Origin of the sequence: Curtobacterium sp. LFS084, from assembly GCF_047977705.1 — a bacterium.
Classification (GTDB): Bacteria; Actinomycetota; Actinomycetes; order Actinomycetales; family Microbacteriaceae; genus Curtobacterium.
In genome coordinates, this window is the sequence record NZ_JBFPFM010000001.1 from 79324 (window position 1) to 92664 (window position 13341).

Consider the following 13341-nt stretch of genomic DNA (forward strand, 5'->3'; position numbering starts at 1 on the left):
CCTGCCGAGCGCAGTCAGTGTGCGGAACGGGCCACGGCGCGGTCAACCCCCCGAACTGGCCGTGCATAACATGAGTACCGCTCTCCTATTCTCGGTACGGGCGATCCGCCCACACGACCTGAAGAACGGAAGCACCTCGATGGCACGACCCGAACGCGCCGCCGGACGACCGAGGCGGTTCGTCCTGCCCCTGGCAGCCCTGGCCGTCACCGCCGCGACCATGCTGGCCACCGCTCCGGCGAACGCAGCACCGACCACGACCTCGACGCCCGGCCCACCGACGGCCGCGGCCACAGCCAGCCCTGCAGCGGGAGGGACCAGCTCGTCGTCGACGGTGGGGACGTCTCCGGAGGTGTCCACTGACGCAACGGGATCCCCCAAACCGACCGATCCGCCCGTTCCGACGAGCCCGCCAGCGACACCCGCGCCGCTGTCGTTCACCACGGCTGCCCCCACCGTCACCGGGAGCGCGAAGGTCGGTGGATCCTTGACGGTCGCCGCGCCGACGTGGAAACCCACTCCGACCACGGTCGGGTACCGCTGGTACCGGGACGGCGTGGCGATCGGCGGCGCGTACAAGACCCGGTACACGCCGACGGTGGCGGATCGGGGGCACAAGCTCAGCGTCGGGATCACCGGGTCACGGTCCGGCTACACGACGGCCACGCGCACCAAGGACGTCGGGGTCGTTGCCCGAGGAGACGCCCCTCGTGCGACGAAGAACCCTGCGGTCGCCGGCATCACCCGCAGCGGCAGCGTCCTCACCACCTCGCAGGGTTCGTGGAACGCCTCGGGGCTCACCTACCGGTACGAGTGGTCGCGCAACGGGACCGTCGTCCCGAGCATGACCGGTCGGACCTACCGACTGGGGTACTACGACGTCGGGGCGAAGATCTCGTCCCGAGTGATCGTGTCGAAGAACGGTTACGCCGACGGTGCCGCTCGCAGCGCGGCCACCGCCGCGATCTCGAAGGCCGCGGTGGCGTTCTCCGGGGACGGAACCTTCCGCGTCGGCACGCAGGTGAAGGCCGGCACGTACTACTCGACGACGAAGACGAGCCAGCTCTGCTACTGGGCGCGGCTCAGCAGCGCGCAGGGTCGCCTCGACGACATCCGAGCGAACGACCTCGGTTCCGGTCAGCGACTCATGACCATCTCGAGCTCGGACAAGTACGTCGAGCTCGACGACTGCGGCTCCTGGTACCCGGTCGGATCCGCGGGTCCGAAGCTCGCGAACATCAGCTCGGACGGCGTGTACGTCGTCGGACCACAGATCAGCGCCGGCACCACGTGGCGCACGTCTGCACCGGCCGGCTGCTACTGGGCGACCTTCTCGGCCGCGGACGGAGACATCGAGTCGATCATCGCGAACGACTACCGCGACGCACGGGCGACCGTCACGGTCACCATCCCGCGGAACGCCGTGGGCTTCGAATCGAGCGGATGTGGCACCTGGAAGAAGGTCGGCTGACCGACGTGTCGGACGGGAGGCACGGGTCAGTCCGGAACCGCGCCTCCCGACCCGCGTCGCACCGCGCGCGACGATCGCGGTCATGGGACCTGCACGAACCGGAGCGCACCGCTCTCCCGCAGCCGGAAGCCGAGGTGCTGGTACAGGCGGATCGCCCCGGTGTTGCCCGCCGCCGCGTGCAGGAGCGGTGCCTCGCCCCGCGCCCGGATGCCGTGCACCACGTCGAGCACCAGCCGCCGCCCGAGCCCCTGTCCGCGGAACGCGTCGTCGGTGCACACCGCGCTGATCTCGGTCCAGCCCGGCGGGTGCAGGCGCTCCCCGGCCATGGCGACGAGTCGCCCCTCGCGGCGGATGCCGACGTAGCGTCCGAGCTCGATCGTGCGGGGCAGGAACGGGCCGGGCTTCGTGCGCGCGACGAGCTCGAGGATCTCGGGGACGTCGTCGGCTGTGAGTTCCACGGCCTCGGCGTCGGCCTCCCCCTCGACGTCCTCGCCGGTGAGCTGCACCCCGCGCATGCCCTCGGCCGCGGGCCAGCCGTCCGGGACCACCGCCGAGGTCCCGACACGGACCACGGCCCCGGGACCGAGGAGCGCGCGGACGTCCTCCCAGTCCGCGGGCGTGGGGCGGTCCGGGATCCCGGTCCAGACGGAGACGTCGGGCAGGTACCGGACGACCTCGCCGCGGCGTTCGGCGAACCGGGCGTGGTGGCTGTTCAGCGCGGCGAGCGCGGGGTTGTCGAGGAGTCGGGTCGGGGTGCCGTCGTCGGCGATGGTCAGGTCGAGCGTCCGGAGGGCTGCGCCGCGGGCGTCCCCGGCCCGGAACCCGAGGTCCTCGAGACGTCGGCGGTCGCCGTCCGCCCAGCCGGCCGTGTCGGCGACGACGGCGGCGGCGTAGGTGGTGCGGGCGTGGTCGACGACGGCGTCCGCGTCCTGCACGTCGGTCAGGAGGACCTCTCCGGGACGGGTCAGGTCGGTCACGTCGGCACTCGTCGTCATGCCTCCATCCTGCAACGCCGCACGGACGGACCCGTGCCGCGTTGCACGGCGTGACGCGCACGCCGTCGACGTCAGCCCAGCCGGTCCGCCACGAACGTCACCATCCGCCGCACGAGCTCCTCGCGCGACGCGGCCCGTCGGTACTCGTGCCCCTCGCCCGCGAGCTCGAGGTACTCCACGTCGTGCGACCTCGCCCGGAGCGCCGCGACGACCTGGTGCGCCTCGCCGATCGGCACGTTCGTGTCGAGCTCCCCGTGCACGACGAGGAGCGGCGCGGTGACGTCGTCGATCGCCCGCATCGGCGACAGGGAGTCCAGCAGGGCGGCGTCGTCGACGGGGTGCCCGTACTTCGTCGCGGCCGCCGAGGCGATCCACGGCTCGGTGTCCCGGTAGAACGTCGCGAAGTCGCTCATCCCGCACACGGCGACCCCGGCGGCGAAGACGTCCGGCGTGAACGCCAGGGACGCGAGGGTCGCGTACCCGCCGTACGAGCGGCCCTCGACGGCGACGCGGGACCGGTCGGCGTACCCGTTCGACACGAGGAACCGCGCGCAGTCGACGACGTCCGCGAGTGCGTTCCAGCGGAGCCCGAGGTCGTCGGCGTGCACGAAGTCGCGCCCGGAACCGCTGGACCCGCGGATGTTCGGCGCGAACACCGTGATCCCCGCCGCTGCGAGCGCCTGGTGCTGCGGCGAGAAGGTGGGTCGTTCCTGCGACTCCGGTCCGCCGTGCAGGTGGACGAGCGCTGCGCGGGGGCCGGGAGGCGCGGCACCGGCACCGGGGTCGCCGTCGGTCGGCGACGTGGCCGGGTCCACCGCCCGGTACAGCCAGCCGGTGAGCTCCAGCCCGTCGCGCGCCGCGAAGCGCTCGAGCGTCGGCTCGACCAGCCGCACGTCGGGGAGCGCCGGGACGCCGGTGACCCGGCTCCAGGTGAGCGCGTTCGTGTCGAGCCGCCAGAGCTCCCGCGGCCGCGTGGGGCCCTCGACGGCGAGGAGCACGCTGCGCCCGTCGCGGCTGAGCACCGGGTCGGTGACGACCTCGCCGGGCAGGTCCGGCACCGGGGTGCGCGAGGCGTCGTGGGTGTTCACGAGGTCGAGCTCGCTCCGGCCGTCGACGTTCCAGACGAGCAGCAGGGTCCGTCCGGCGTCGTCGGCGTCGAGGTACTCCAGCTCGGCGTCGTCCCGCTCGGTGATCCGGCGGGGTGCTCCGCGCCAGCCGTGCGGGCCGACGGGCTGCGCGACGAGCCCACGGCGGGGCAGCCCGTCCTCGGTCGCGACGTAGGCGACGAGCGGACTGGTCTCGCTGGCGGGCGCCGGTCGGAGGAACGCGATCTCGGCCGAGCCGTCCGGTGAGTCGGCGAGCAGCGCGTGGCTCTCGTCGGTGAGCCGGTCGACGACCACGACGAACTCCTGGCCGCGCTGGCCGTCGCGGAGCACGACGAGGCGCTCCTCGACGCTCAGGTCGAGGATGTGGATGAGCTCCCCCACCGCGAGGTCGTCGCGGTCCCCGGAGACGGGGTCGACGAGGTAGGAGCGGGCGGGCTGGTCGGCCTCGGTGGACGGCAGGGTGATGACGACCCGGTGGCCGCTGCGGCTCCACGGTCCGAGCTCGGCGTGCTGGTACCGGGACCCGGCGATCTGCGCGGCGTCGGAGCCGTCCGGGCGGACCACCCAGACCTGCTGCTTCACGCCGCCGTCCGTCGCGATGGCGACGGCGAGCCACTCGCCGTCGGACGACCACGTCACCCGGATCACGGGGTCGTCGGACAGTCGGATCCGCACGGGCTCGGGCGGGTCGGCGCCGACGACGACGTCCTGCACGAAGACCTCGGGGGTGCCGTGCCGATCACTGACGAAGGCGACCCGGCGCGCGTTCCGCGTCATGGTGGGTCCCCACGACCCCCAGGCGGCGACGAGGCGCTCGCCCAGGTCGGCCGCCTGCCGGACGCGGGTCGACGACGCGACGGGTGTCGCGCCTCCCGGCCTCACCGCACCCCCTGCTGCTGCAGCCACATCTCGATGAGGCCGAGCTGCCAGAGCGCGTTCGCGCCGATCTCGGTCCGTGTGCCGTTCGGGTCCTGGAGCATCCGCTCGACGGTACCCGGGTCGAAGAGCCCGCGCTCCCGAGCCTCCGGCGCGTGCAGCGCCTGCCGGACGCGCTCGAGGTACGGGCCCTCGAGCTGCCGGATCGCCGGCACCGGGAAGTACCCCTTCGTCCGGTCGATGACGGCGTCGGGGACGATGCCGCGGGCCGCGCGCTTCATGACGCCCTTGCCGCCGTCGGCGAGCTTCAGCTCCGGCGGGATCGCCCCGGCGAACTCGACGAACTCGTGGTCGAGGAACGGCACGCGCGCCTCGAGGCCCCACGCCATCGTCATGTTGTCGACGCGCTTCACCGGGTCGTCGACGAGCATCGTCATCGTGTCGCTGCGGAGCGCGGCATCGACGCTCGTCTCGGCGCCGGGGACCGCGAACGCGGCGTCCACGAACGCGGACGGGGTGTCGTCGTCGCTCCGCCAGCGCTCTCCGAGCAGGGGTTGCAGGGCCGGCCAGCGGCGGTCCATGAACACCGACCGGTAGGCTTCGGCGGCCTGGTCCCGGGGGACGGAGGCGAGCGGCGGGTACCAGCTGTAGCCACCGAGCACCTCGTCGGCGCCCTGCCCGGACTGCACCACCTTGACGTGCTGCGACACCTCTTCCGACAGCAGGTAGAAGGCGACGCAGTCGTGGCTGACCATCGGCTCGCTCATGGCGCCGATCGCGCCGTCGATGCCGTCGAGCAGGCGCGAGGAGGGGATCCGGATGCGGTGGTGGTCGGTGCCGAAGTGCCGGGCGACCTCGTCGGAGTACTCGAACTCGTCACCGGACTCGCCGCCGGCCGACTCGAAGCCGATGCTGAACGTGGCGAGGTCCTGCTGACCGGCCTCGGCGAGCAGGGCCACGACGAGCGAGGAGTCGATCCCGCCGGAGAGCAGCACGCCGACCGGCACGTCGGCGACCATGCGGCGCTCGACCGCGGTGCGGAGCTTCGCGGTGAAGGCCTCCTGCCAGTCCTGGTCGGTCCAGTCGGCCTTCTCCGGGTCGCGCTCGAAGCGGGGCTCCCAGTAGGTCTCGTCGCGGGAGGTCCCGTCGCGCTCGATCACCCGGACGGTCGCGGGCGGCAGCTTGCCGACGCCGGACAGGATCGTGCGGGGCGCCGGGACGATCGAGTGGAAGGTCATGTAGGACGCGAAGGCGATCGGGTCGATGCTCGTGTCGACGCCACCACCGGCCAGGACCGCGGGCAGGGAGCTGGCGAAGCGGATCCCGCCGGGGACCTCGGCGACGTAGAGCGGCTTGATGCCGAGCCGGTCGCGGGCGAGGACGAGCCGGCCGCTGGCGTGCTCCCAGATCGCGATCGCGAACATCCCGACCAGGTGGTCGACGAAGCGGGTGCCCCACTCGGCGTAGGCGGCGAGGATGACCTCGGTGTCCGAGGTCGAGGAGAACCCGTGGCCTCGGCCGCGCAGCTCGTCGCGGAGCTGCCGGTAGTTGTAGACCATGCCGTTGTAGGCGATGGTCAGTCCCGCGCGCGGGTGCACCATGGGCTGCGCGCCGGCGGTGGACAGGTCGACGATCGACAACCGCCGGTGTCCGAGCGCGACCGGCCCGCGCGCCCACAGCCCGTCACCGTCGGGGCCGCGGTGCACGAGGCAGCCGGTCATCCGCGCCACCGCCGCGACGTCCGGTGCCGTCCCGTCGAACCGGAGTTCTCCCGCGAGTCCGCACATCAGCGCTCTCCTGCCGTTCCGGTGATCCAGGTGTCCTTGGCCCCGCCGCCCCGCGAGGAGTTGACGACCATGCTGCCCTCCGGCGCCACCCGGGTGAGGGCGACGTCGGCGAGGTGGGTGTCGTCCGGCCCGGTCCCTGTGACGTACACGAAGGCCCGCAGGTCGACGTGCCGGGGGTCGAGCCCTGCCGGTCCGATCGTCGGGTGCGAGGAGAGCTGCACGACCTCTTGTCCGACCCACCGGTCCGGGTCGGCGGCGATGGCACGGCGCCGCTCGGCGACCTCGGGGGCGCTGGCGCTCGGCCCGATCAGGACGTCACGCCCGCCCTCGCCGTCGACCGGCTTCGTCACGAGCTCCCCGACGCGGTCGAGCACCGAGAGCCGCTCGCCCTCGATGCTGGTGCGGTAGGTCGGGACGGCGTCGAGCAGCGGCTTCTCGTCGAGGTAGTACCAGATGAGGTCCGGCACGTTCACGTACATGGCCTTGTCGTCGACGAGCGCGTTGCCCGGCGCGTTCGCCAGGTGCACGCCCCCCGCGGCGGCGACGTCGAGGACGCGCGCGCCGAGGTCCGGTGCGTGCTCGGCGGCGAGCGCGCTGACGTCGCGGTCGATGCGCAGGTACAGCCCGTGCAGGACGTCGCCCGTCCGCGCCTCGACGACGTGGCCGTCGCGGACGTCCAGGTCCGAGCCGGCCAGGAGGCGCAGCCCGGCTCCGTCGGCCAGCCGTCGGTGCTCGAACCACGCGCCGGCGGCCGGGCCGTCGGTGACGAGCGCGATCACCGGGTCCGGTTCGCCGGTCACGGCGGACGCGTTCGTGCGGAGCGTGTGCCGCAGGCGGTCGACGACGCCGTGCGGGTCGAGCAGGTGCTCCGGCCGCGGGGCGTCCGGCACGACGTCGTCCATCAGCTCGCGGAGCGCGATGCCGTACGCGACGCCGGAGGGCGACCGGACGTTGTCCTCGAGCACCCGCCACCCGCCGAACTCGTTGCGGACCAGGTCGAACCCCATCACCGACGCTCGAACGGCGTCCTCGGGCAGCCGGGTGGCCGCCGGGTCCCAGCCGTCGGCGCCGACGAACTGGTGCTCGTCCATCGCGCCGTCGGACACGATCCGGCGCGGCCCGTAGGCGTCGCGGAGGAACAGCTCGATCGCGCGGGCGCGCTGCCCGAGGCCGGCGGCGAGCTGGCGCCACTCGTACGCGCTGATGGTCCGGGGCACGAGGTCGCACCCGAACGCCTGCACGCCGCCGTCGACCACGAAGCCGACCTCGTGCTCGCGGGTCCACGCGTCGCGGGCGGCGCAGCGCTCGATGGTGGCCTCGGCGTCCCATCCGCGGAAGAACGCCGCGAGCTCGCGGAACGCCGGGCGGGGCCGGGCTCCCGGTCCGACGGCCTCGTCGCCGGCGCGGACGCGGTAGGACGGGATCGTGACGGTCGGGTGGTCGTCCCTGCCGGACGGGGTGCCGGCAGTGTCCTCGACGACCGCGGCCACGACGTCGTCGAGCTCGCCGCGCTCGGCGTACGCGGTGCGCTGCCGGTCCGTCGAGTTCCCGCGGGCGAGGGTGTCCTCGGCGAGCGCCGCCACCGTGGCCCAGTCGCCGAGCTCCTCGAGCTCCGGACGCAGTCGGGACACGAGCTGCCGGACGGCGGTCTCGGCGGGGAGCCGCTCCGGGTGCTGCCCGAGGCCGAGCAGTTCGCCGCTCAGGCCGCTGCGTGCCGCCTGCCACATCGCGGCCCGGTGCAGCGGTTCGCTGCGCGGGTGCCACTCGGCACCGGACTCGACCGCCTTCTCCGCCTTGCGGACGGCGGCCCGGAACAGGCCGGCGATGAGCACGGCGTCGTCCACGATCGGCGTCGCGTCGCACACCCGCAGCTCGAGCGTCGGGGCGTGCGAGGACGGCCGCACGTCGAAGTACGCCATCTTCTTGTCGGCGATCACGCCCGAGGCGATGAGGTCGTCGAGCATCGCGTCGTACTCGGCGGCGTCCCGGACCCGTCCGAAGCTGCCGGCCGAGGGCCACCGCTGCCAGATGATGCTGCGGAACGAGGAGTAGCCGGTGTCCTGGCCGTTCCAGAACGGGCTCGACGCGCTGAGCGCCAGCAGGGCGGGCAGCACGGGCGCGACGCGCTGGGCGATCTGCACCGCCAGGTCGCGGTCGCTCACCCCGACGTGCACCTGCAGACCGCAGATGAGCTGTTCGTCGACGAGCATCCGGTACTGCTCCTGCATGCGGCCGTAGCGGCCACCGGACGTCAGCTCGAAGTCGGCGTACTCCGACCGCGGTGCGGTGCCGGCCGCGGCGATGGTGACCCCGGCGGGCGCGATCGCGGCGGTGAGTTCACTGCGGAGGTCGACGATCACGCGTCGCAGGTCGTCGAGGGTACGCACCACGGGGGTGTTCGTCTCGATGGTCGTGCGCTGGAGTTCGGCGCCGAAGCGATCGGCGGGCAGTTTGGGCAGAAGGCGCGGGGCCTTCGCGGAAAGTCGGCCGGAATCGAGGTCGATGAGGTGCAGTTCTTCCTCGGCGCCGAGCGTCAGCTCTGCACTCATGGGCCGAACCTATCCCCGACCGCCCGGGATCGGCCCGGGGAGCCGCAGATCGTCGCATGCTCGAAACAAAGACTCCCGGGGTACACCCCGCTGGGAGCGCTGCTGGAGGGGCACGTAGGAACAAAGGATGCCCACCACCGTGTTCTGCCTGCACGCCCTCGGCTCGAGTTCCGAGGAGTACGCGGGGCTGCGCGCCCGCCTCGCCGGGACGCTCGACCTGGTCGGGATCGACCTGCCCGGGTTCGGGACGAGCACCGCTGCCACCGGGACGACCGTCGAGGAGATGGTCGTCCTCGTCGAGCGGGCGATCGGCCGGAGCGGTGCCACCGACTGGGCATTGATCGGGCACTCGATGGGCGGGAAGGTCGCCTCCGTCGTGGCTGCGCGCACCGTGGACGGCAGCAACGGCCTGTTCGGCCTGCGTGCCGTGGTGCTGCTCGCCGCGTCGCCGCTCTCCCCCGAACCGATGGACGACGAGCGTCGGCAGTCCATGCTCGACTGGGCGTCCGACGGCGAGATCGGACCCGACGAGGCCGAGGCCTTCGTCGACGCCAACACCGCGTCCCGCCTGGCGCCGGAACCGCACACCATCGCCGTGCACGACGTGCAGCGCGCCGTTCCGCAGGCCTGGACCGACTGGCTCGTCCGCGGCAGCCGCGAGGACTGGTCGACCGTCTTCCCGCCGAACCCGGTCCCCGCCCTCGTGCTCGCCGGCGCCGAGGACGGCGACCTCGGGCCGGACGCCCAGCGCGACCTGAACCTGCCGCACTGGACCGCGGGCGAGTTCGACACCGTCCCCGGGGCGGCACACCTGCTGCCGTGGGAGCAGCCCGACGCCGTCGCCGACCGCATCCGCGACTTCTGGCGCCGCCGGGTCGACCACGGTCCCGTCGTCCCGGAAGGCACCGCGCGCGTGATCGCCTCGCCCCGGGTCAGCGCCCGCACCCGCGGCATCCTCGCCGTCCGCGCGCTGCCCGACGCCCCGGACCGCGAACCGCGTGCCCTCACCCGCGAGCAGCTCGACACGCTCCGGGCTCTGGCGCGTGTCGTCGTGCCGCAGCCCGGCGACCGCCCGGTCGACCTCGCGCTGCGCGTCGACGACCAGCTCGCCGACGGGCTCGGGGACGGCTGGCGACCGGACGGCCTGCCCGCCGACGTCGACGCGTACCGGGCCGGGCTCGACGCGCTCCGGAGCGAAACCGCGCACGGCGACGAGCACCTCGCCGAGGTCGTCGACGCCGTCGCGGCGGGCGAGTACACGCCCACCGCCGGGTCGCTCGACGGTCCGCAGCTCCGTGCGTGGCTCGAGGACGCCAGCGTCGACCTCGCCAAGCAGTGGATGGCGCACCCGGCGACGATGGCCGCGATCGACTACGACGGCTTCGCCAACGGTGGCGACGGTCTGCGCAAACAGGGCTTCCTGCTCCTCGGGGCCGGCGAGCGCGAAGCATGGGAACCGACGGGAGCCGGACGATGAGACTCGACCACCAGCGCCACCACAGCGAGGACGAGGTCGTCGACGTGGTCGTCGTCGGCACGGGAGCGGGCGGAGCGCCCCTGCTGGCGACCCTCGCACGACGCGGACTCAGCGTCGTCGCGCTCGAGGCCGGTCCGAACACCGAGCCGGACGACCACACGCCCGACGAGGTCGAGGCACCCGGTGACATCAACTGGATGGACGAGCGCATCAGCGGCGGCAGCGCCCCGACCGCCTTCGGCCCGAACAACAGCGGCACCGGCGTCGGCGGGTCGACCCTGCACTGGGGCGCGTTCACGCCGCGGCCGAACCAGCACGACATCCGGCTCCGCACCGACTCCGGGCAGGGCGAGGACTGGCCGATCGACCACGCCGAGCTCACCTGCTGGATCGAGCAGGCCGAGCACGACGTCGGCGTCGCCGGACCCGCGCACTACCCGTGGGACCCGGAGCGCCGCTACCGCATGGGTCCGCCGCCGCGGAACGCCTCGTCGGACATGATGATCCGGGGAGCCGCCGCGGTGGGCATCACCGCCACCGACGCCCCCGTCGGCCTGACCACCGAGGACAGGCACCAGGAGCACCACGGCCTGCGCCAGGCCTGCGTGTCCTGCGGTTCGTGCCACCAGGGCTGCCGGAACGGGGCGAAGGTGTCGATGGACACCACGTACCTGCCCGCCGCCGTCGCGTTCGGGGCGGAGATCCGCGCCGAGGCCTTCGTGCACGGCGTCGAGCTCGACGCCCGCGGCCGGGTCGAGGCCGTCGTCTACCGCCAGGGCGGGCGGGACCACCGGCAGCGCTGCCGCACGCTCGTCCTCGCCGCGGGCGGCATCGAGACGCCGCGGCTGCTGCTGCACACCGGTCTCGCGAACAGCAGCGGTCAGGTGGGCCGGAACTTCACCGCGCACGGCGCCACCCAGGTGTGGGCGACGTTCGACGAGTCGATGCGCTCCTACCGTGGCTACCCGTCGTCGATCATCACCGAGGACTTCATCCGCCCCGACGACGCGGACTTCGCCGGCGGCTACCTCATCCAGAGCCTCGGCGCGCAACCGCTGACGTTGGCCACGAGCCTCGTGCGCGGCGGCGGGCTCCGGGGTGCGGCGCTCGTCCGTGCCCTGCAGGACTACCCGCGGATGGCCGGCGTCGGCATCAACGCCGAGTGCCTGCCGTACGACGACAACCGGCTCGTGCTCGCCGACGAGGTGGACGCGAACGGGGTGCCGAAGGCCCGCGTCACGTTCTCGCCCGGGTCGAACGAGGAGGCCATCACCCGGCACGCCGTCCGCACCATGACCGCGATCGTCGAGGCCGCTGGTGGCACGGACGTCCGGGTGCTCGACCGGACCGCGCACACCGTCGGGACCGCCCGCATGGGCACCGACGCCGGCAGCTCGGTCGTCGACGCCGCCGGCCGGTCGTGGGACGTGCCGAACCTGTGGATCGTGGACAACTCGGTGTTCCCGAGCTCCCTCATCGCGAACCCGGCACTGACGATCATGGCGCTGTCGCTCCGCACCGCCGACCGGTTGCTCCGCGACGACGCATCCGCCGACCGCGAGCAGGCCACGACCGCCGTCGCCTGACGCGGATCACCCAGGACGGGAGGCGCGGTGCGGGCTGGCACCGCGCCTCCCGTTTGCCGTCGGTGACGGTCAGTCGTCGGCGGGTGCCCGATCCCGGGGCGGCACGACGACGGGATCCGACCGGCGTGCACGCATGCGCGCGCGTCGGTCGACGTCGAGGCCGTCCTCCGGAGGGTCGTTCGCGTCCGAACCGACGAGCCAGGTGAGCCCGCGGAGCCCGCGCCGGTCGTCCGAGACGAGTGCGAGGGACCAGAGCGCGCCCTCGTGCTCGGCGGCGCGGCGCTGGGCCCAGTCGACGGCCTGCAGGACGTCGGCCTCGAGCAGCTCAGTCGTGTCGGTCGCGAACACCTCGCCTTCGGGGCGCTGGACGTACACGCGGAAGCGCGGACGCGGGTCCTCCCACGTGCTGTCCCGCTCGTCGACCTCGATGACGTCCATGCCGTCACCCTACGATCTCGGGACCGCCCGGACGGGCACGCAGGGACCCGGGCGCAACCCGTGGACACGCCCGGACGCCGTGTGATGTTGCGTATTCCACGTTCTACCGGCAGTCTTCTCGTACCCAGCAACGACGCTCCGGAGGACTCTCGTGAAGCTCTGCACCATGACCCGCACACGGACCGCTCTGATCACCGCAGCCGCTGCGGCACTCTGCGCTTCCCTGCTCACAGCGACCCCCGCGAACGCCGAGAGTGGGATTCCGCAGCGAGTGACGACGCCGGCGACGCAGGAGCAGGTGCACGACTTCACCGCGTTGCTGGACGCGGTCGACCCGTCCACTCGTGCGTTCAACGCTCCGGAGGCCCTGGCAGACGGGGTCGCCGCGAGCGATGTGCAGGACTTCGCGGACACGTGGACCGCCCTGGGCGAAGGAGACGTCGTCGGTGTGGAACCCCGACCGACTGCGGTTCGGACGCTCGAACGGATGCTCGTGACCACTTCCGCATGCAGGGGCCGGAACACCTGGGACAGGACCGGACTGCAGTACAACTTCTACTTCAGCTCCTGCAAGGCGGGGGAGTTGTCCCGCGCGTACGGAACCGGCGCGGCAGCCCTCGGTGTCGTCACCGCCATCTGCGGAGCGATCGGGTTCGCTCCCGGCGCAGCAGGGGCGGGGATCATCGGCTCCATCCTCGGTCTCGGGGCCGTGGTCGTGAACAACTGCAACGCCAAGGGTCGCGGGATCATCGTTCGAGCGGTCCCGCCGGCAGTCTGGTGCAACAGCCAGTGAGCGGGACCTGCGCGTGAGAGTGATGAAGATCGCGTCGGTCGCCGTGGTCGCAGCCCTCTTCGTGGCGGCCCTCGTCGCGGGTTGCGTCAGCGATGTGCTGCCCGCAGGATCGGCCAGTGGACAACGGCTGTCCGCGCTCTCGATGATCGGCATGGGGTTGACGCTCGCACTGGGGCTCGCCGTCGGGTACTTCTGGTTGTTCCGGAGCGACGCCCCGAACGGACGGTCCCGCGATCGGTGACCTCGACACCAGGTTTGGTCCT

11 protein-coding genes are annotated in these 13341 nt (G+C 72.9%); 5 read left to right on the forward strand and 6 right to left on the reverse strand.

The annotated features are described in order from the left end of the window. Positions 1 to 42: 42 nt before the first annotated feature. A complete protein-coding gene (locus ACNQOV_RS00405; RefSeq protein WP_416392909.1) occupies positions 43 to 519 on the reverse strand; it encodes a hypothetical protein in 477 nt (158 codons plus the stop codon). Between the two features lie 37 nt (positions 520 to 556). Here ACNQOV_RS00405 and ACNQOV_RS00410 point away from each other — a divergent pair, with 37 nt between their 5' ends. Next, positions 557 to 1471 (forward strand): hypothetical protein, encoded by a 915-nt coding sequence (locus tag ACNQOV_RS00410; RefSeq protein ID WP_022906803.1) that lies wholly within the window; start codon positions 557 to 559, stop codon positions 1469 to 1471. An 80-nt stretch (positions 1472 to 1551) separates the two neighbouring features. On the opposite strand, the gene ACNQOV_RS00415 is transcribed toward ACNQOV_RS00410, so the two are convergent. The 4 genes from ACNQOV_RS00415 to ACNQOV_RS00430 all read right to left on the reverse strand — a co-directional run bounded on the left by ACNQOV_RS00415 (position 1552) and on the right by ACNQOV_RS00430 (position 8784). Further along, on the reverse strand, positions 1552 to 2466 hold the full coding sequence (locus ACNQOV_RS00415; RefSeq protein ID WP_416392910.1) for a GNAT family N-acetyltransferase: 915 nt from the start codon (positions 2464 to 2466) through the stop codon (positions 1552 to 1554). A gap of 71 nt (positions 2467 to 2537) precedes the next feature. After that, positions 2538 to 4349, reverse strand: coding sequence for a S9 family peptidase (locus tag ACNQOV_RS00420; RefSeq protein ID WP_416392911.1), 1812 nt, complete (start codon positions 4347 to 4349; stop codon positions 2538 to 2540). A 101-nt stretch (positions 4350 to 4450) separates the two neighbouring features. Further along, the gene (locus ACNQOV_RS00425; RefSeq protein WP_416392912.1) at positions 4451 to 6235 is read right to left on the reverse strand and encodes an N-acetylglutaminylglutamine amidotransferase; all 1785 of its coding nucleotides are present in this window, start codon (positions 6233 to 6235) and stop codon (positions 4451 to 4453) included. Then, positions 6235 to 8784, reverse strand: a complete 2550-nt coding sequence (locus tag ACNQOV_RS00430) for a glutamate--cysteine ligase (RefSeq protein ID WP_416392913.1) — start codon at positions 8782 to 8784, stop codon at positions 6235 to 6237. The genes ACNQOV_RS00425 and ACNQOV_RS00430 overlap by 1 nt, the downstream gene beginning before the upstream one ends. Before the next feature lie 127 nt (positions 8785 to 8911). Here ACNQOV_RS00430 and ACNQOV_RS00435 point away from each other — a divergent pair, with 127 nt between their 5' ends. Further along, entirely contained in the window at positions 8912 to 10261 is a 1350-nt protein-coding gene (locus ACNQOV_RS00435) for an alpha/beta fold hydrolase (protein WP_416392914.1), read from the forward strand. Next, positions 10258 to 11847, forward strand: a complete 1590-nt coding sequence (locus ACNQOV_RS00440) for a GMC family oxidoreductase (RefSeq protein ID WP_416392915.1) — start codon at positions 10258 to 10260, stop codon at positions 11845 to 11847. The genes ACNQOV_RS00435 and ACNQOV_RS00440 overlap by 4 nt, the downstream gene beginning before the upstream one ends. Positions 11848 to 11916: 69 nt before the next feature. On the opposite strand, the gene ACNQOV_RS00445 is transcribed toward ACNQOV_RS00440, so the two are convergent. Then, on the reverse strand, positions 11917 to 12285 hold the full coding sequence (locus ACNQOV_RS00445) for a hypothetical protein (protein ID WP_416392916.1): 369 nt from the start codon (positions 12283 to 12285) through the stop codon (positions 11917 to 11919). 271 nt (positions 12286 to 12556) lie between these two features. On the opposite strand from ACNQOV_RS00445, the gene ACNQOV_RS00450 reads away from it, so the two are divergent. After that, positions 12557 to 13078, forward strand: coding sequence for a hypothetical protein (locus tag ACNQOV_RS00450; RefSeq protein ID WP_416392917.1), 522 nt, complete (start codon positions 12557 to 12559; stop codon positions 13076 to 13078). A 22-nt stretch (positions 13079 to 13100) separates the two neighbouring features. Further along, entirely contained in the window at positions 13101 to 13319 is a 219-nt protein-coding gene (locus tag ACNQOV_RS00455; RefSeq protein ID WP_416392918.1) for a hypothetical protein, read from the forward strand. Positions 13320 to 13341 lie beyond the last annotated feature (22 nt).

Excerpts from the sequence above, each read along its gene's own strand:
- ACNQOV_RS00445 (WP_416392916.1), bottom strand. The coding sequence starts at position 12,285 with ATGGACGTCATCGAGGTCGACGAGCGGGACAGCACGTGGGAGGACCCG.
- ACNQOV_RS00430 (WP_416392913.1), bottom strand. The coding sequence starts at position 8,784 with ATGAGTGCAGAGCTGACGCTCGGCGCCGAGGAAGAACTGCACCTCATC.
- ACNQOV_RS00415 (WP_416392910.1), bottom strand. The coding sequence starts at position 2,466 with ATGACGACGAGTGCCGACGTGACCGACCTGACCCGTCCCGGAGAGGTC.
- ACNQOV_RS00435 (WP_416392914.1), top strand. The coding sequence starts at position 8,912 with ATGCCCACCACCGTGTTCTGCCTGCACGCCCTCGGCTCGAGTTCCGAG.
- ACNQOV_RS00440 (WP_416392915.1), top strand. The coding sequence starts at position 10,258 with ATGAGACTCGACCACCAGCGCCACCACAGCGAGGACGAGGTCGTCGAC.
- ACNQOV_RS00420 (WP_416392911.1), bottom strand. The coding sequence starts at position 4,349 with ATGACGCGGAACGCGCGCCGGGTCGCCTTCGTCAGTGATCGGCACGGC.
- ACNQOV_RS00425 (WP_416392912.1), bottom strand. The coding sequence starts at position 6,235 with ATGTGCGGACTCGCGGGAGAACTCCGGTTCGACGGGACGGCACCGGAC.
- ACNQOV_RS00455 (WP_416392918.1), top strand. The coding sequence starts at position 13,101 with ATGAAGATCGCGTCGGTCGCCGTGGTCGCAGCCCTCTTCGTGGCGGCC.